The sequence below is a fragment of the Francisella philomiragia subsp. philomiragia ATCC 25015 genome (assembly GCF_000156715.1).
GTDB lineage: Bacteria > Pseudomonadota > Gammaproteobacteria > Francisellales > Francisellaceae > Francisella > Francisella philomiragia.
In genome coordinates this window covers 91,880-110,105 of record NZ_DS999312.1, presented here as the reverse complement: position 1 = coordinate 110,105, position 18,226 = coordinate 91,880, and the positions used below count along the sequence as shown (strand labels likewise).

Below are 18,226 nucleotides of genomic sequence, written 5' to 3'. Positions count from 1 at the left end.
CTAATATTTTACTAATGCTGAAACATTATGTCCTTCAAGAACTTTTCTACCATTTAGATCTTCAAGCTCTATTACAAATATAAGACCTACGACACTTGCTTGAGTTTTTTCTATAAGCTGAACAGTTGCTTTTGCTGTGCCACCAGTTGCTAACAAATCATCGACAACCAGTACTTTATCCATTGGCTTAAAAGCATCTTTGTGAATCTCTAAGCTATCACTGCCATACTCTAACTGATAGCTCACTTTATAAGTTTCTCTAGGAAGCTTGCCAGGTTTTCTTACAGGAACAAATCCTAAGCCTAAAGCTTCTGCAAGTGCTACACCAAAGATAAACCCTCTACTTTCAGTACCAGCAATAATTGTCGGCTTTATACCTTTAGATTTCAACTCTTCAGCCATAGCTTTTGCAGTCATTTTCAACCCTTGAGGGTCTGCCAATAATGGAGTGATATCTCTAAACACTATACCAGGTTTTGGAAAGTCAGGTACAGCCACAATTCTGTCTTTTATAAAATCTAAATTCATCGAAATAAACCTTTAGAATAAAGTGAAAGAAAAATAATTATACTTGTAGAAGGATTCTATTTGGATCTTCTAACAATTCTTTAATCATCTTCAAGAATCTTACTGATGTACCACCATCGATAATTCTATGATCATAAGATAATGCCAAATACATTATTGGACGGATTTTGATCTCGCCGTTTACTACTACAGGTCTTTCAACAATATTATGCATACCCAAGATCGCACTTTGTGGTGAATTAATAATCGGTGTGGATAGCATAGACCCATAAGTACCACCATTAGTAATTGTAAACGTACCACCTTGCATATCCTCTAGACTTAATTTACCATCGCGACCTTTGATTGCTTTATCAAGCACATCTGCTTCAAGCTCTGCTAAAGATTTACCATCTGTATCTCTTAAAACAGGTACCACTAAGCCTCTATCTGTACCAACAGCTATACCAATATCAAAGTAGTTATGATAAACAATCTCATCACCATCAATAGAAGCATTAACATCTGGGAACTTTTTAAGTGCTTCAGTTACTGCTTTAATAAAGAAAGACATAAAACCAAGCTTTGTATCATGCTCTTTAAGGAATATATCTTTATATTTATTTCTAAGCGCCATAACTGCACTCATATCAACCTCGTTAAACGTCGTCAAGATAGCATTAGTATGCTGAACCTCAACTAATCTATTTGCAATAGTCTGACGTAAACGAGTCATCTTAACTCTTTTTTCGTATCTTGGACCTTGGTTAGCGACTATAGCAGGCTGTTGTGGCTTGCTACTAGATACCGCCTTTTTAACATCTTCAGAAGTTATACGTCCTTTCTTACCAGTACCTTCAATACTTGCAGCAGAATCTAATCCACTTGCATTGAAAGCTTTACGTGCAGAAGGAACTAGATGAGGATCATTGCCTTTATCTTCAGTCTGTATTTTTGCATCTGACGTAGGTGCTGCAGATGCCACTGCACCCTCTATAACTTTTGCTATTAACTCTGATGAAAGAACTGTTTCACCTGCAGGCTTTAATATTTTTGATAAAACACCGTTGGATGTTGCAGGGACTTCCATAACAACCTTATCTGTTTCAATCTCAGCTAAGACATCGCCCTCTGCTACAGCATCGCCTTCTTGCTTATGCCACTCAGAAATCGTACCATCTGCAACAGACTCAGGGAAAACAGGTGCTTTAACATCTATTTCTTTACCCAAAGCTTGTGAAGAAGCTTCTACAACGACCTCTTGTTTTGGCTCAGAAGTTGAAGCATTAGTATCAATATTTGCTAAAAATTCTTCAGATAAAACTATATCACCTTCTTGCTTTTTAATTCCTTTAAGAACACCACTTGCAGTAGCTGGAACTTCCATAACTACTTTATCAGTTTCTATTTCAGCGATTATATCACCTTCTTCAACAAAATCGCCTTCACTTTTATTCCACTGAGCTAGAGTGCCATCTGCAACAGACTCTGGAAACATAGGTACTTTTAATTCAACCATTTCTTACTCCTAGTAATAACTTAAATTTTATATTTCTAAAGCTCTATTAATAATTTCTTCTTGCTGTTTAACATATAGTGCATGATACCCTACTGCAGGAGTTGATGATCTCTCTCTTGCAACACACAGCAACTCTTGGTTTTTTAATACTAGTTTTTCTATGAAGTGTCTAATATTATACCAAGCTCCCTTATTTTGAGGCTCTTCTTGTAGCCATACTACCTTATCGGCATGCTTATACTTAGCAAAAATATCTGCAAGTTCGTCTTGCGGGAACGGATACAACTCTTCAAGTCTAACTACAGCGATATCCTCATGAGTATCTTGCTTTTTAGCAATTAGATCATAGTAAACCTTACCATTACAAAGTATAAGTTTTTTAACTTTTTCTTTATTAGCACTTGCATCATCTATAATAGATTCAAACTTACCCTTAGAGAGCTCTTCTAGTGTAGACACAGCCATAGGGTTTCTTAATAAACTCTTAGGTGTCATTACGATCAATGGCTTTCTAAGCGGTCTAATAACTTGACGTCTTAGCAAGTGATAGATTTGTGCTGGAGTAGTAGGTGTACAAACTTGCATATTTTTATTTGCACATGATTGCAAGAATCTCTCTAAGCGTGCTGAAGAATGCTCAGCACCAGCGCCTTCTTGACCATGAGGCAAAAATAGTGTCAACCCTGATAAAATACCCCACTTTTCTTCAGCAGCTACCAAAAACTGATCAATAACTACTTGAGCCGTATTTACAAAGTCACCAAATTGAGCTTCCCAAATTACTAGAGAATCCGGACTATAACAACTATAACCATATTCAAATCCTAAAACACCGTATTCAGATAGCGTAGAATCGATGACATCAAATCGAGCTTTTTCATTAATATGCTGAAGTGGTACATACTCTTTTAACTGCGAGCTAGTATCCATATTTTTAACAACAGCATGACGATGAGAGAATGTTCCTCTACCACTATCTTCTCCAGATAGCCTTACCGAATAACCTTCATCAAGCAATGTTGCATAAGCAAGAGATTCCGCAAACCCCCAATTTAATGGAAGCTCTCCATTCGCCATCTTGACTCTATCTGTTATCGCTTTTTTGACCTGCATCTGAGCACTAACCTCTTCCGGTACTTCACTCATTTTCAAAGCCAAATCTTTGAGTTTATTTTCAGGTATTGCATGATAAGTATATTTAGTCTCTTGCTTACCAATATAAGGCAGCCAGTCACAAACATTAAGTTTGTCTTTTACAGCCTTTCTATCAAGAATATCTATAGTGACTTGACCATTATCTAGTTTACTACGATAATTAGCATTTAATTGTGCAACAAGGTTACTATCGACGACACCTTCTCTAATAAGTTTTTCACTATATAGTTTTAGTGTTGAAGGAAGCTTTTTAATCACTTCATACATCTGTGGTTGAGTTCCAGATGGTTCATCAGTTTCATTATGTCCATTTCTACGATAACAAACCAAATCAATAACTACATCCTTGTTAAACTTCATGCGGTATTCAAGGGCTATATCAGCAACCTTAAGTACAGCCTCAGGATCATCGCAATTTACATGAAAGATTGGTGCATCAACCATTTTTGCAATATCAGTTGAGTAGTTACTACTTCTATTGACCCCAAATGTACTGCTAGTAGTAAAACCAACTTGGTTATTTACCACAAGATGAACTGTTCCACCTGTTCCATAAGCTTCTGTAAGGGAAAAGCCAAAAGTTTCCATTACGATACCTTGTCCACAAAAAGCTGAGTCACCATGTATTAATATAGGTAGTACTTTATTATAAACATTACCATCTAATTTATCTTGTATAGCTTTAGCTGCACCTTCGACAACTGGATCTACTGTTTCGAGATGCGATGGGTTAAACGCTAGTGCGATTTTTGCTTCTTTACCATCAATACATCTATAATTTGAATATCCCATATGGTATTTGACGTCACCAGACAAACTCTTTTCGCTTCTCTTACCTTCAAATTCTTCAAATAGATCCTTAGGATTTTTACCCATAACGTTCACAAGAACATTTAAGCGACCTCTATGAGCCATACCTAATTGAATAAATCTTGTTGAATGTCTAGATACTGCTTTTTCTATAACGTGTTGAAGAGAAGGAATTAAAGATTCACCACCTTCAAGACCAAACCTCTTCTGGCCCACATATCTCAAAGCTAAATACTTTTCTAACCCCTCAGCTGCAACCAACTGCTGTAAAATCCATTTCTTATCTGACTGCTGTGTGGATAGATTTTTTTCTATCTTATCTTGAAGCCATAACTTCTCTTCTTTATTACCAATGTACCTATACTCATAACCTACACTAGATTCATAAATTGCCTTAGCTTTATCTATTATTTCTTTCAGAGTAATAGCTTTATTATCAGTAAATTCTCCAAGATTAACTTTCTCAGACAAATCTTTTTCAGATAGGCCATGTGCAGACAATTCTAGATCAGAGTCTCTTTGATACTTCATCAGCCCTAATGGATCAATATTTGCTGATTTATACCCATGAGATCGATAAGCTTTTACTAGAGCTTTTGCCTTCAAGCTCACATCACCTTCACTACTGATAACTGTTGTAGCAGTAGATCTATTTTTAGCCAAAAATTTGAACTCATCAACCAAGTCGCGATGCACAGTATCTGTTGAACTAGCTATAGAATCAAAAAAGGACAACCATTTTGGATCAATATCCTCATAGTTGCCCATAATATAATCATCATATATTGATTCAAGATATTCTAAATTACCTCCGAAGAGCTGGGTTGTTTCCAACCACTGACTAAAATCCGGTTGTTTTTTTTTCATATAAATACCTAAATGTCAGGTTTTAAATTTTACACATTTTTCTTTAATAGTGCAGATCTGATCTTACCGATAGCTTCTGTAGGATTAAGACCTTTAGGACACACAGAAACACAGTTCATAATAGTTCTACATCTAAATAGACTAAACGGATCTTTTAAATCTTCAAGTCTTTGTTCCGTAGCAGTATCTCTTGAATCTGCAATAAATCTATATGCCTGTAACAAACCTGAAGGCCCTATGAACTTATCTGGATTCCACCAAAAAGATGGACATGATGTTGTACAACATGCACATAGAATACACTCATAAAGACCATCCAATTTAGCTCTATCTTCAGGAGACTGCAACCTTTCCTTGACCGGAGGTTCTTCATCATTTATGAGATATGGCTTAACCTTTTCATAGTTTTTATAAAACTGCTTCATATCTACAATCAAGTCTCTAACAACTGGTAAGCCCGGTAGAGGATTAACTTTGATTGGTTGCTTTAACTCTCCAATTGAGGTAATACATGCCAAACGGTTTTTACCATTAATATTCATACCATCAGAACCGCAGACACCTTCTCTACAAGATCTTCTCATAGCCAATGTAGGGTCCTGTTCTTTGATAAGTTCCAAAGCAGTCAAGACTTTAACTCCCTCATTTTCTACTGTGACAGTATACTCATCATAATATGGCTTTTTATCTACTTCTGGATTATATCTATAAATCTTAAATCTTACATCCATTTATCAAATCCTCGTATTAATACTTACGTTCTGCTGGTTGGAAAGCTTTAACCTTAGTAGGAGACATATTTACATCACGTTGTGATGTTTTATCACCATCTAAGAAATACAACGTATGCTTCATCCAGTTCTTATCATCTCTTTCAGGATAATCTACTCTCGAATGCGCACCTCTAGACTCTTTTCTTTCAAGTGCTAACTTCGCCGTAGCTATCGCAGTCAATACAAGATTATCTAGTTCCAAAGCCTCTATTCTCATCATATTGAAAATTCTAGAATTATCTTCCAAAACAGCATTATCAAGTCTTTCTCTAATTTTGAATAACTTATCAAGACCTTCTTTCATTGTACTTTCTTGCCTAAATACTGAGAAATATTGTTGCATAGTCTGCTGAAGCTCTTTTCTAAGCACCGCTATTTTTTCTTGACAACCTCTTTGCTCAGAAGTATCCCACTTAGTGATTCTAGCAGTTGCTTTTTCAATATTCTCTTGCGAAACTTCTTTCGAAGGCATACCTTCTTTTAAACTCTGCTCAGCATGCATACCTGCAGCTCTACCAAATACAACCAAATCTAATAAAGAGTTACTACCAAGTCTATTTGCACCATGTACTGATACAGAAGCACATTCACCAACGGCATATAAGCCACCAATAACCTTATCTTCACCATTCACCTGAGTGATTACCTGACCATGCTTGTTAGTTGGTATTCCACCCATTTGGTAATGACATGTAGGTACAACTGGTATAGGCTTCTCAACAGGATCTATACCAGCAAAAGTTCTACCTAACTCTCTAACTGTAGGCAATCTTTCATCAATAACTTCTTCACCAAGGTGAGTCAAGTCTAGCCATACACAACTTGTCCCAGAGAAAGTATCACCACGACCTTCCATAATTTCTTGTTGCGATGCACGCGACACAACATCACGACAAGCAAGATCTTTTGCATTAGGAGCATATCTCTCCATAAATCTCTCGCCATCTTTGTTACGTAACACTCCACCTTCACCTCGACATCCCTCAGTAACCAAAACCCCAGCTCCAGCAATACCAGTAGGGTGAAATTGCCAAAACTCCATGTCCTGAAGTGGCAAACCTGCTCTTAAAGCAAGACCCATACCATCACCTGTGTTGATATAGGCATTAGTACTAGATTCGTATATACGACCTGCTCCACCAGTAGCCAATATAGTAATTTTTGCTTTCAAGAAAACAGTTTCTCCTGTTTCTATGCTAAGAGCTATTACACCGGCTATACTTCCATCATCAGCTTTGACCAAGTCAACAGCAAACCATTCCGTATAAAAATCAGTTTTATGAGAAAGATTGCCCTGATATAAGGTGTGTAAAAGCGCATGCCCAGTTCTATCAGCCGCAGCACAAGTTCTTTCTGCCTGATTAGCAGGATCATAATTTCTAGACATACCACCAAATGCTCGCTGATATATCTTACCGTTTTTTAGTCTTGAGAAAGGCATACCCATATGCTCTAACTCAATAATTGACTGCGGCGCATGCTCACACATGTATTCAATCGCATCCTGATCACCAATATAATCAGAACCTTTAACCGTATCGTACATATGCCATTTCCAATCATCTGATGGCAATCCATCATTAAATTCAATATTTCCTAGAGCAGCTGCAATACCCCCCTGGGCTGCAACCGTATGCGATCTAGTAGGAAAAACTTTAGACACAACAGCTGTTTTGAAACCTGATTGCGACAACTGAAAAGATGCTCTCAGACCAGCACCTCCAGCACCAATTACAATAGCATCAAACTCTTGCGTAGCTATACTCATAAAAATAACCTCTTAGTAGAAAAATAAAACTGCGAATAACCAAAAAAAGCAGAACACATAAATCAGCACAAAGCTCAGCATAACAAGAGCTGATGCCCAAGCATACTTAATATAGTCACCACAAATAATCCAAATACCAACCCAAGCATGGAAAAACATGGCTAGATAAGCCATCAGTGTAGCGACTCTAAAAAACATACTATCTGTGAACAATCCTCTCCAACTGTCATAATTAAGTGTTCCAGCATGAGATAAACACAAAGTTTCCAAAATCAGATAACCAAAGTAAACAGCAATAATCACAGCTGTTACTCTTTGAACAAAGAAGTCTTTAATTCCAGAAGAAGTTAATGAAATTACAGCCATAAGTAGCACCCCCATAAAATAGCAGATAAAACACCTAAAATAATAACAAGCAACGAAGTAATCTTAGCTGCTTTCATACTTTCACCAAAACCCATATCCATAATCATATGTCTGACACCTGCATAAACATGATAGGTTATAGATGATAAAAACAGCCAAAAGAATATACTGCACCATCCTCTAGTCAAAACAGCAACAGTTTGCTGATAGCCATCCGGACCTGCAAGTGTATAATTCATACCAACAACCGCCAGAGGTATTGCAAAAATCAATACCACACCAGATATACGATGCAGTATAGAGCTAATAGCAGTAATAGGAAACTTATAAGATTTAATTGACATCAAATCAACATTAGTAATTTTTTTCATGCTCGACATTCCTCCGAAGCAATTTATGTATATCAGTAAATCGGATGTAAACCAATGTTATACAACAACTCTTAAATAATATATTTTTAGTAAAACAAATTCAAATACTTAAACAAATTTTTGATTCTATTTTACTAGATAATTAAATGCAACAAACTATTAAGCAAAATAAACAATATTCACATCATTGATATCTTATGACTTTTTTATTTGCAAAACAGAAATCTTTAGCTTATTATTCCCCTGTAATGATACCTAAATAAATATGTTTTTTTTAGAAAAGGTATCTTTTTATTGCAAACCTTTTGCATTGTATTTTTTGATCAACTCACTTGGAGGCCTATTAATGAGTAAATATGCAACTCTTAAGTATGCAGATAAAAATATTGAAATAGAATTACCAGTCTACTCTCCTAGTCTAGGTAATGACTGCATAGATGTATCATCTCTAGTAAAGCATGGTGTCTTTACTTATGACCCTGGCTTTATGTCGACAGCTGCATGTGAATCTAAAATCACGTATATCGACGGTGGCAAAGGTATTCTTTTACATAGAGGCTATCCAATCGAACAATGGACGCAGAAATCAAATTACAGAAATCTTTGCTATGCTTTGATTTATGGTGAATTAGGAACAGATTCTCAGATCAAAGATTTTAGAGAAGAGATTATAGCTAAGATGCCAGTATGTGAGCATGTTAAAGCAGCTATTTCTGCTATGCCACAACACACTCATCCAATGTCTGGATTAATTGCCGGTGTCAATGTTTTGGCTGCTGAACATATTCACAAGGGTCAAACTGAAGCACAAGATGAAGTTGCTAAAAATATAGTTGCTAAGATTGCAACTATTGCAGCTATGGCTTACAGACATAACCAAGGTAAAAAATTCCTAGAACCTAAAAAAGAGTATGGTTATGCTGAAAACTTTATATACATGATGTTTGCAGAGGACGAAAGCTTTAAGCCTGATGAGCTACACGTTAAAGCTATGGATACTATTTTCATGCTTCATGCTGATCACGAGCAAAATGCCTCAACATCTACAGTTAGACTTTCTGGCTCAACAGGTAACTCTCCTTATGCAGCTATCATAGCAGGTATTACAGCACTTTGGGGTCCTGCTCATGGTGGCGCTAACGAAGCTGTATTAAAAATGCTATCAAAAATTGGTAGTGTTGATAATATCGATAAGTTTATAGAGAAAGCGAAAGATAAAGATGATCCATTTAGACTAATGGGATTCGGTCATAGAGTTTATAAAAACACTGATCCAAGAGCAACTGCAATGAAGAAAAATTGTGAAGAAATTCTTGCTAAGCTTGGTCATAGTGACAATCCTCTTCTTGCAATCGCAAAGAAACTAGAAGAAATTGCTCTTCAGGACAGCTACTTCATTGAGAGAAAGCTTTTCCCTAACGTAGATTTTTACTCTGGAATCATATTAAAAGCTATGGGTATTCCAGAGAGTATGTTCACAGCAATATTCGCTCTTGCTAGAACTTCTGGTTGGATATCTCAATGGATCGAAATGGTGAATGATCCAGCACAAAAAATTGGTCGTCCGAGACAATTATATACTGGTGCAACAAGTAGAGATCTATAATTTAATCAAAACTGCTTTCTTATTTTATTTACTTTTTTCTTTAATTAAACTACGATTCTTTTATCAAAAAATTTCTATTCTATAGATAATGAATAACTCTCTAACATTTAGTGACAAATTGGTTGCACCATTTAAACAGCCTAAAATGTTTACTATGCTAATTTTAGGTTATGCCTCTGGATTACCTCTGATGCTTACAGCATCATCATTACTGCTTTGGTATAAAGATAGTGGTATCAATATTCAAAATATAAGTTTTTTAACACTTATAGCAATACCATATACATTTAAATACCTATGGGCTCCATTCCTTGATAAAATTAATATTTTAGGGATTGGTAGACGCAAAGGTTGGATACTTACAACACAGATAAGCCTAATTGTTCTAATAGCTCTTATGAGTCAATTATCTCCCGCAGCTCAACCATTTATGATCGCTTTTATCGGCTTTTTAATATGCTTTACATCTGCAACACAAGACATCGCCATAAATGCATATCAGACTGAGGTTCTTAATGAGAGAGAGAAGGCTCTTGGTAATGCTATAGCGGTTATGGGCTATCGTATTGCAATGCTTGTAACAGGCTCGTTAGTACTAATATTTGCTGATTATTATAGTGGCGGTGCTGAACCTATAGAGATATGTACACCTAAACTTACTGAATACTATGGTAGCAATGTCTTATTTACTAATATTGATATAGTTTCTACTCAAAAACTTATATCTAACAGTTGGAGCCTAGCACTAATAACAATTCTTGCATTTTTCATAATCTGCCCATTATATTGTTTATTTCTAAAAGAACCTTCATCGGCCAAAACTCCAAAAAGTTTTAAAGAAGCCTTCACACAGCCTTTTATTGAGTTTTTTAAACGACAGGGAATCAAAACTGCAATTATAATATTATTGATAATAATTGGATATAAACTTGCAGATGCGATCGCATTTTCACTTAATACAGTCTTTTTTGCCGACTTAGGATTTGATAAAACCACAATAGCAGTTTCGTACAAAGCTTTTTCATTAGCAGCAACTTTAATAGGTCTTATCGTAGGTGGACTAATCGCAAGAAAAATAGGTATTTACAAAAGTTTTCTCTTCTTTAGTATTATTATGGCATCAGCAAATCTAATGTATGTGTTACTAGCAATTGTTGGTAAAAACTACTATCTAATGGTAAGCTCTGTTGCTGTTGAGTATTTTTGTGGAGCAATGGGTACAGCAATACTTGTAGCGATGATTATGAGTCTTGTAAATATAAAATTTTCCGCAACGCAATTTGCTGTCCTTAGTTCAATTGATTCACTAGGAAGAGTCCTTGTAGGACCATTTGCGGGATATGTACAAAGCCACTATAAATGGGAAGGACTTTTCATAGCAAGCTTTATAATAGGAATACTTATATCTACTATCATCTACATTTTTAGACAAAGAATTAAACTAATGGCAAATATCCAATAAATACTCAAAGATTTATTTATTTTTTTCTAACAAATAATAGAGAAATAATAAAAATTATCCACGGAAACAAAAGAACTGCTAGTACAATATTTTTTGTAACAGCAGTTATTTGAAGACTTGGAAATAGTATAATCACCACTAAAACAAATACTATAGACAATACTCCAACAATAAAAGAATATAGTGGTATTTTATTTTTATTCACTTGATACAACCCTATTTCTTAAACTGCTCAGAAACAAATTTCCAATTTACTATATCCCATAAAGACTCAACATATTTAGGTCTTGCATTACGATAATCAATATAATAAGCATGCTCCCAAACATCAAATGTAAGTAAAGGTTTTTTGTTATCCGTCAAAGGACAGCCTGCATTACTAGTAGTAACAATCTCAAGTTTGCCTTCGGTATTTTTTACCAGCCAAGCCCAACCAGATCCAAATGTAGCTACAGCCGCTTTCGAGAATTGATCCTTAAAGTTATCTATTGAACCAAAAGTTTCAATAATCGCTGCTTTTAACTCGCTTGATGGTTCAGTTTTAACTGGTGACAGGCAATTCCAATAAAATGTGTGATTATACACTTGAGCAGCATTATTAAATATACCGCCTGAAGAAGTTTTTATTATTTCTTCTAAATTTTTACCAGCATGCTCTGTACCTTCAATCAGATTGTTTAGATTAGTTACATAAGCTTGATGGTGCTTACCATAATGATACTCAATCGTTTCTTTTGAAATAGTAGGCTCCAATGCATCAAATGCATAAGGTAGTTTTGGTAATTCAAATTTCATCTCATTATTCTCCCTGAACTAGTTGAATTAATTATTATAGCATCTCGGTACTATACCCGTTTAGTATAATATGCTATCATTTTTTAGATAAAATTTCTAAACTTAGTTGTTTAATCAAATAAAAAGGAAATAAATATGTATACACAAGAAGAACAAAAAGTTGTTGATAGAATAGAAAAGCAACTAAAGGAAAATGATATTATCCTATACATGAAAGGCTCTCCAAATTTGCCTCAGTGTGGGTTCTCAGCCCATGCAGCTTCTGCAATTAGAGCATGTGGAAAGCCCTTTGCGTTCGTTAATATTCTAGAAAATCCGGATATTCGTGCTATTTTACCTAAATATGCTGATTGGCCTACTTTCCCTCAACTATGGGTAAAAGGTGAACTAATAGGCGGTTGCGATATAATAATGGAGATGAATGAGTCGGGTGAACTTAAGGAACTTATAGACTCGGTCAAATAAAAACTACTCACTGAAAATTATTTATTATTCATTTTTGTCCAAGCATCTGTACCATATTTACCCGTTGGCTTATATGCACTCATGGTACACAAGCTTGACTCAGGGCCGATATTACATCTATACAAGTCCTTATTAACAGCCACAACCGTGCCCCCTTTATAATCCTCTATACCATAAGGGTAGATATAATCAGCGCCACTAGGTTTAACATCTTGCTCTTTGTTCACAAAGTGAGAAATATCATTTGTAATATTACTCCATGCCACAAAACCTTTTTCTTTAATAGGGCTATAAGAAGATTTATTACAATACTCTTCTTTCTGACACTCGAACTCTCTTCCATCAGCAAGCACAATTTGGCCCACCTTATAGCTCCCTATTCCTTTTGGATAAGTAGCTACCTCACCTTCTTTCAATTTAAATTTCTTACTTTCAGAATATTTTTTTGTGCTTTGTGGCTTAATCTCTTCCCATGCAAGATCCCCGTATAAGCCATTGGGAATATATGCTTCATCATTACACAGCTTGACCTCTAGCATAGACTTACATTTATACATCTTGCCTGCAAAACTTACAACAGTGTCTGATCCATAAGTGCCTATCTGATACGGATATCTAACAATTCCTGTATCCATAATATATTTTTGCGGTTTATGAGAATCATTTACTTTTTTCAGGTATCTATCACTATCATTCACAATTGAAGCTACTGGAGGTAGTTCGATATTTGCTATATTGTTAGTAGAGCTCCAAGGTAAATGCTGATAACCATCACTTAAATCTCCCGACTTAATATTTGTAGCATCAAAATCCATACTCCAAAGAGCAAATCCAGCAAAGGATGCTTTATTTTCTTTCATTAATGAAAGTATTTGCTTTATCTCCGAACTTGATAAAACATAAGTATCTCCTCCATGAACCGCGCCCTTAGTCGCTGGAACAATAAATACAAGTTTATTAGCTGGAATTTTAATAGGCCTATCAACTTCATACTTCGGATGATTTGCTTCAAATCCTTGAGGTGTTGTCAGAGCCCATGCAAGCGAAGCCAAAAATTTATCATAGCCATCTAAAGGAGATATTTTCATAAATTCGCCCTTTTGATCCTTATATAAACCTAAAATTGCATCAGCTGGTCTTTCAGAAAAAGTATTAAGAAAAATATAATTTATCTTACTCATACCAATATTATCTAATAACTCAACATAGCCATGACTAACGTACATATTGTCCTTATTATTCTTAGCTAAAGGGGCTACAATATAATCCCATTCAGGAGAAAAGGTTAACCAAAAGTCTTTATCATTATTTCTAAGTGACCTTATCAGTCGATTTATTTTTAGAGCAGCAGTTTGAGCCTGTTTCTCATCCTTTGGCACTGCTGTTTTTGGCAAATCAAAATTTATACCATTGAAACCAAAATCTTTTACAATATGAATTAAACTATCAAAGTTTACAGCTTGCCAATCGATGTGCGATGACTTTCCTCCAAAAGAAATTAAAACATGTTTTCCTTTTGACTTCATATATCCAATAAATTCTTTAAGCTCATCAAGGTCATATAACTTATTCGAGCTACCATTCTCATCATTAAATGACAACTCAAATCCTTTACTATTGGTATACCTAGCATATGCTGCTATTATTACATTGTATTTGCATACATCAGGATTTTTATCACAATATTCTTTATTTTCTGGCATTGATATATCAACTGGAATCGTATTTATCTGCCTACCTGAAATATTATAAGAGCTACTCTTTCCCCATAAAGGCAAAAATCCCGCAATTACAGGGCCTTTTATTCTATTATCAATTTGAACACATACATTATCATAAATACATGCTCTAAGATTTTTAGCAAAGGAACCGGAACTATGAGATGAATCCCCATATAAGTCAGCGGCATAATCGGTATTTAAAGACCAACCTGTTACTCCCGCAAATCTCGGTTTAAACTTAAGTTTCTCAAACTGAGGTAACATAAGCTCTACTGCCTGTTCAGTTGTTAATGATAAAGTTGCATTGCCCTCAGGATGATATACTGTATTTGTACCTCCTGAAATTGCATTTGTTGGTTCACCAATTAAAATCTTAGTATGAACAGGAATATTCAAATCATTGACAATTTTTGAATAACTATCTGCTATAAAACCAGGCTCATATTCTGGGTATGTATCATACTCTTGGATAAATAAATAATCTATATACCCATTTTGAATTACTTTATCATAGTCATTACTCTTACCCGTTGTTACTAATTTATAATCATTTATCTGAGGCTCTGCAACTATGACAATATTTGGATCAATTTTTTTGATATCCAAAGAAAGTTGATTAATAAAATCCGCTGATGTGAATTTCCTAAAACTATAAACAATTCCATCAATACTATTTTTATGCAAAAAATTGACTATATTATTTGCTAAGGAATAGATCTGTGCATCTGACATATCTTTGCCAAAAACTTTTGGTGATACATCTGTCTTATTTAGTCCAGGATGAAATGTATTTGGAATGCCTCCAACAGCTAGCAAGACTTTCATACCATTTTTTTTAGCTTGTCTTACTTTATCAATGATAGTTTGTATAGATATAGGGCTAGAAGTATAAAGTCCAATATCTGTATTATAAACCTCACCATAAGCTATAACAATAACATTATATCCATCATTCTTTGCCTGCTCAATATCAACTCTAGATGTTGAACTAGGAGTTCTAACATCTAAGAATCCAGCTATAATTCTCTTAGGAAGCAGATGCTCTACAGAGCTGCTTTTTTGAACTTCGACATCGTTGGATGATTGGGCGATTATATATGTAGGTATTATCGACAAACAAAGTACAATTAAAGTAAAAACTTTTTTCATTATTAAACAATATAAATACTAGTATTATAATTATAAATAATTCTATATAAATATGTTAGAAATAGTCATTTTTTCATAAATCAATACAATAAATTTATAAGCAAATGTAAATCGAATTTAAACTTTTTGAAAATTAATAGAGTTGCTAGTCTTCTTTTGAGTAATACAAGCCTTTAGAAGAATTAAGAGCTTTAAGACGAGCATCAGCCTCACTAAGTCTTTTGCTCGCAGCTTCTATGTCAAGTTTTGAAGCATCTGGATTCTTAAGAGCTTCCTGAGCTCTAGCTCTAGCTTTTTCAGCCTCTGCTTGATTTAAGTTTTCTGCTCTCTCCATATCATCTACCATAATTGTAACACGAGTAGGAGTAACTTCTACAATACCACCTGAGACGTATAGAACATCAGTATGTTCATCTTTTCTAACATTGACCACACCAGCTGGTAGAGTGGATAGAAGCTCTGTATGTCCATATGCTATACCCATCTCTCCAGCAGATCCACGTAGACTTACAATATCAGCCTCGCCTTTAAAAACTGAACCTAGGGGACTAACCACATCAACTTTTAGGTATTTTTTTGTCATATCTACACCCAATTATAGAGTTTTTGCCTTCTCGATTGCTTCTTGTATCGAACCAACCATGTAAAAAGCTTGCTCTGGTAAATGATCATACTCACCATTAACTATTGCTTTGAAGCTAGCTACAGTGTCTTTAAGTGATACAAACTTACCAGGATTGCCAGTAAACACTTCTGCAACATGAAATGGCTGAGATAAGAATCTTTGAATCTTACGAGCTCTATCAACTGTTCTTTTATCTTCATCAGAGAGCTCATCCATACCAAGAATAGCAATAATATCTTTCAACTCTTTATATCTTTGGAGCACCTTCTGAACAGCACGAGCTGTCTCATAGTGATCATGCCCAACAACTAGTGGATCTAACTGTCTAGATGTAGAATCTAATGGATCAACCGCAGGATAAATACCCAACTCGGCAATTTGACGAGATAACACAATCGTTGCATCTAAGTGAGAGAATGTAGTCGCTGGTGATGGATCTGTCAAATCATCTGCTGGTACATAAACAGCCTGAACTGAAGTAATAGAACCAGTTTTAGTAGATGTAATACGCTCTTGTAAGGCACCCATCTCTGCAGCTAGTGTTGGCTGATAACCTACTGCTGATGGCATACGACCTAATAATGCTGAAACTTCTGTACCGGCCAATGTATAACGATAAATATTATCAATAAACATCAATACATCACGCTTCTCATCACGGAAGCCTTCTGCTATCGTTAAACCACTAAGTGCTACTCTTAATCTGTTTCCTGGTGGCTCATTCATTTGGCCATATACTAGAGCTACTTTATCTAGTACATTTGAATCTTTCATCTCATAATAGAAATCATTTCCTTCACGAGTTCTTTCACCAACACCTGCAAATACTGAGTATCCACTGTGTTCTTTTGCAATGTTGTTAATAAGCTCCATCATTGTTACAGTCTTACCAACACCAGCACCACCAAATAGACCTACTTTACCACCTTTCGCAAATGGACAAATAAGATCAACTACTTTGATACCTGTCTCTAATATTTCTGTACTTAATGCTAACTCATCATATGCAGGAGGTGCCTGATGAATAGACCTAGTTTCTGTATACTGAATAGGTCCCGCCTCATCAATAGGTTCACCTAGTACATTCATAATACGACCCAAAGTACCATGCCCTACTGGTACGGAAATTGGTGCGTTAGTATTCTCAACAACCATTCCTCGTCTTAGACCATCACTAGAGCCCATAGCAATAGTTCTTACAACACCATCACCGATTTGTTGCTGTACTTCTAATACTAAATTTGCTTCTTTTACATTTAATGCATCATATACTTTTGGAGTGTTATCTCTAGAAAACTCTACATCAATAACAGCACCAATTACCTGAATAATTTTACCTGTACTCATTTATTTCTCCTAAACTGCTGCCGCACCTGAACAAATTTCTGCAAGCTCTTGTGTAATCATAGCTTGTCTGACTTTGTTGTAATCTAGTTTCAACTGATCGATTATATCACTTGCATTATCAGTTGCATTTTTCATCGCCATCATACGAGCAGCTTGCTCACATGCTGCATTCTCTAATATTGCCCCTCTTACCTGAGCTTCAATATATCTAATACATAAAGCATTTAAAACTTCTTCAATATCTCTTTCATAAATATAGTCCCAATGACCCTTAGAAGCCTGCTCTTTGTTAGTTTTAAGCTCTTCTTTTGAAAAAATGTCTTGGATAGGCAACAATGTTTGCAATTTTGGTTTTTGTTTGATTGTACTAACAAATTGATTGCTACTCATATAAAGTCTATCAATCTCACCATTTGTAAACCTATCTAACATAACTTTAAGTGCACCACGAATAGCTCTAATACTACCTTCATTATCTTTATCATTGTAATGTGCTGTAGCAACTACGTTAACATCTTTAAGTTTTGCAAAAAATGTTGCCGCTTTAGAGCCAATTGCGCAGACATCTACCTCAACTCTATCATCAAGATTCTTTTTGATATCTTTAAGAACATGCTTAAATAAGTTGATATTAAGACCTCCACAAAGGCCCCTATCTGTGGATGTGACTATATACCCAACCCTTTTAACTTCTCTATCAAAAAGATATGGATTTGGATAATCAATACTTGCCATTGTAACGTTTTTGATAATAGTATTTGCACTTTCAACATAAGGGCGTACATTATTCATTTTAACTATCGCACCCCTCATCTTACTAGCTGCAACTAATTCCATAGCACCAGTGATTTTTTGGGTGTTCTTAACACTCTGTACTTTAGAACGTATCTCTCTAGCATTAGACATAGTCTATACTCCTA

Annotated in this window: 16 protein-coding genes; 3 read left to right on the top strand and 13 right to left on the bottom strand. The window is 35.3% G+C overall.

Going from position 1 to position 18,226, the window contains the following annotated elements; genetic code table 11:
* Genes FTPG_RS03240 through sdhC form a run of 7 tightly spaced genes read right to left on the bottom strand, consistent with a single transcriptional unit; the run spans position 1 to position 8,136 of the window.
* Positions 1–528, bottom strand: a complete 528-nt coding sequence (locus tag FTPG_RS03240; RefSeq protein WP_004286998.1) for an adenine phosphoribosyltransferase — start codon at positions 526–528, stop codon at positions 1–3.
* Positions 529–565: 37 nt separating this feature from the next.
* A complete protein-coding gene (gene odhB / locus FTPG_RS03235) occupies positions 566–2,026 on the bottom strand; it encodes a 2-oxoglutarate dehydrogenase complex dihydrolipoyllysine-residue succinyltransferase (protein ID WP_004286997.1) in 1,461 nt (486 codons plus the stop codon).
* Between the two features lie 27 nt (positions 2,027–2,053).
* Positions 2,054–4,858 carry a 2-oxoglutarate dehydrogenase E1 component gene (locus FTPG_RS03230; protein ID WP_004286996.1) on the bottom strand — a complete coding sequence of 935 codons (2,805 nt, stop codon included), beginning with the start codon at positions 4,856–4,858 and terminating at the stop codon, positions 2,054–2,056.
* A gap of 29 nt (positions 4,859–4,887) precedes the next feature.
* Entirely contained in the window at positions 4,888–5,589 is a 702-nt protein-coding gene (locus FTPG_RS03225) for a succinate dehydrogenase iron-sulfur subunit (RefSeq protein WP_004286995.1), read from the bottom strand.
* Between the two features lie 16 nt (positions 5,590–5,605).
* Positions 5,606–7,399: a succinate dehydrogenase flavoprotein subunit gene (gene sdhA / locus FTPG_RS03220; protein ID WP_004286994.1), complete on the bottom strand. Its 1,794-nt coding sequence runs from the start codon at positions 7,397–7,399 to the stop codon at positions 5,606–5,608.
* A gap of 12 nt (positions 7,400–7,411) precedes the next feature.
* Complete coding sequence (gene sdhD / locus FTPG_RS03215; RefSeq protein ID WP_004286993.1) at positions 7,412–7,780, bottom strand: succinate dehydrogenase, hydrophobic membrane anchor protein; 369 nt, start codon at positions 7,778–7,780, stop codon at positions 7,412–7,414.
* Positions 7,756–8,136: a succinate dehydrogenase, cytochrome b556 subunit gene (gene sdhC / locus FTPG_RS03210; protein WP_035722250.1), complete on the bottom strand. Its 381-nt coding sequence runs from the start codon at positions 8,134–8,136 to the stop codon at positions 7,756–7,758. The genes sdhD and sdhC overlap by 25 nt, the downstream gene beginning before the upstream one ends.
* 346 nt (positions 8,137–8,482) lie before the next feature.
* Here sdhC and FTPG_RS03205 point away from each other — a divergent pair, with 346 nt between their 5' ends.
* Positions 8,483–9,742: a citrate synthase gene (locus FTPG_RS03205; protein WP_004286991.1), complete on the top strand. Its 1,260-nt coding sequence runs from the start codon at positions 8,483–8,485 to the stop codon at positions 9,740–9,742.
* 88 nt (positions 9,743–9,830) lie between these two features.
* On the top strand, positions 9,831–11,204 hold the full coding sequence (locus tag FTPG_RS03200) for an AmpG family muropeptide MFS transporter (RefSeq protein WP_035722248.1): 1,374 nt from the start codon (positions 9,831–9,833) through the stop codon (positions 11,202–11,204).
* Positions 11,205–11,220: 16 nt separating this feature from the next.
* Here the strand turns inward: FTPG_RS03200 and FTPG_RS03195 are convergent, their stop codons facing one another.
* Positions 11,221–11,409, bottom strand: coding sequence for a hypothetical protein (locus tag FTPG_RS03195; protein ID WP_004286989.1), 189 nt, complete (start codon positions 11,407–11,409; stop codon positions 11,221–11,223).
* A gap of 11 nt (positions 11,410–11,420) precedes the next feature.
* On the bottom strand, positions 11,421–11,999 hold the full coding sequence (locus FTPG_RS03190; RefSeq protein WP_004286988.1) for a superoxide dismutase: 579 nt from the start codon (positions 11,997–11,999) through the stop codon (positions 11,421–11,423).
* Positions 12,000–12,134: 135 nt separating this feature from the next.
* Between FTPG_RS03190 and grxD the strand changes: the two genes are divergently transcribed.
* The gene (gene grxD / locus FTPG_RS03185) at positions 12,135–12,464 is read left to right on the top strand and encodes a Grx4 family monothiol glutaredoxin (protein WP_004286987.1); all 330 of its coding nucleotides are present in this window, start codon (positions 12,135–12,137) and stop codon (positions 12,462–12,464) included.
* A gap of 17 nt (positions 12,465–12,481) precedes the next feature.
* Here the strand turns inward: grxD and FTPG_RS03180 are convergent, their stop codons facing one another.
* From FTPG_RS03180 to FTPG_RS03165, 4 genes are all read right to left on the bottom strand, one after another.
* Positions 12,482–15,334: a glycoside hydrolase family 18 protein gene (locus tag FTPG_RS03180; RefSeq protein WP_004286986.1), complete on the bottom strand. Its 2,853-nt coding sequence runs from the start codon at positions 15,332–15,334 to the stop codon at positions 12,482–12,484.
* A 145-nt stretch (positions 15,335–15,479) separates the two neighbouring features.
* Positions 15,480–15,917 (bottom strand): F0F1 ATP synthase subunit epsilon, encoded by a 438-nt coding sequence (locus tag FTPG_RS03175; RefSeq protein ID WP_004286985.1) that lies wholly within the window; start codon positions 15,915–15,917, stop codon positions 15,480–15,482.
* A gap of 12 nt (positions 15,918–15,929) precedes the next feature.
* Positions 15,930–17,306, bottom strand: a complete 1,377-nt coding sequence (atpD, locus tag FTPG_RS03170; protein WP_004286984.1) for a F0F1 ATP synthase subunit beta — start codon at positions 17,304–17,306, stop codon at positions 15,930–15,932.
* Positions 17,307–17,315: 9 nt separating this feature from the next.
* Entirely contained in the window at positions 17,316–18,212 is an 897-nt protein-coding gene (locus tag FTPG_RS03165) for a F0F1 ATP synthase subunit gamma (RefSeq protein ID WP_004286983.1), read from the bottom strand.
* Between the last annotated feature and the right edge of the window lie 14 nt (positions 18,213–18,226).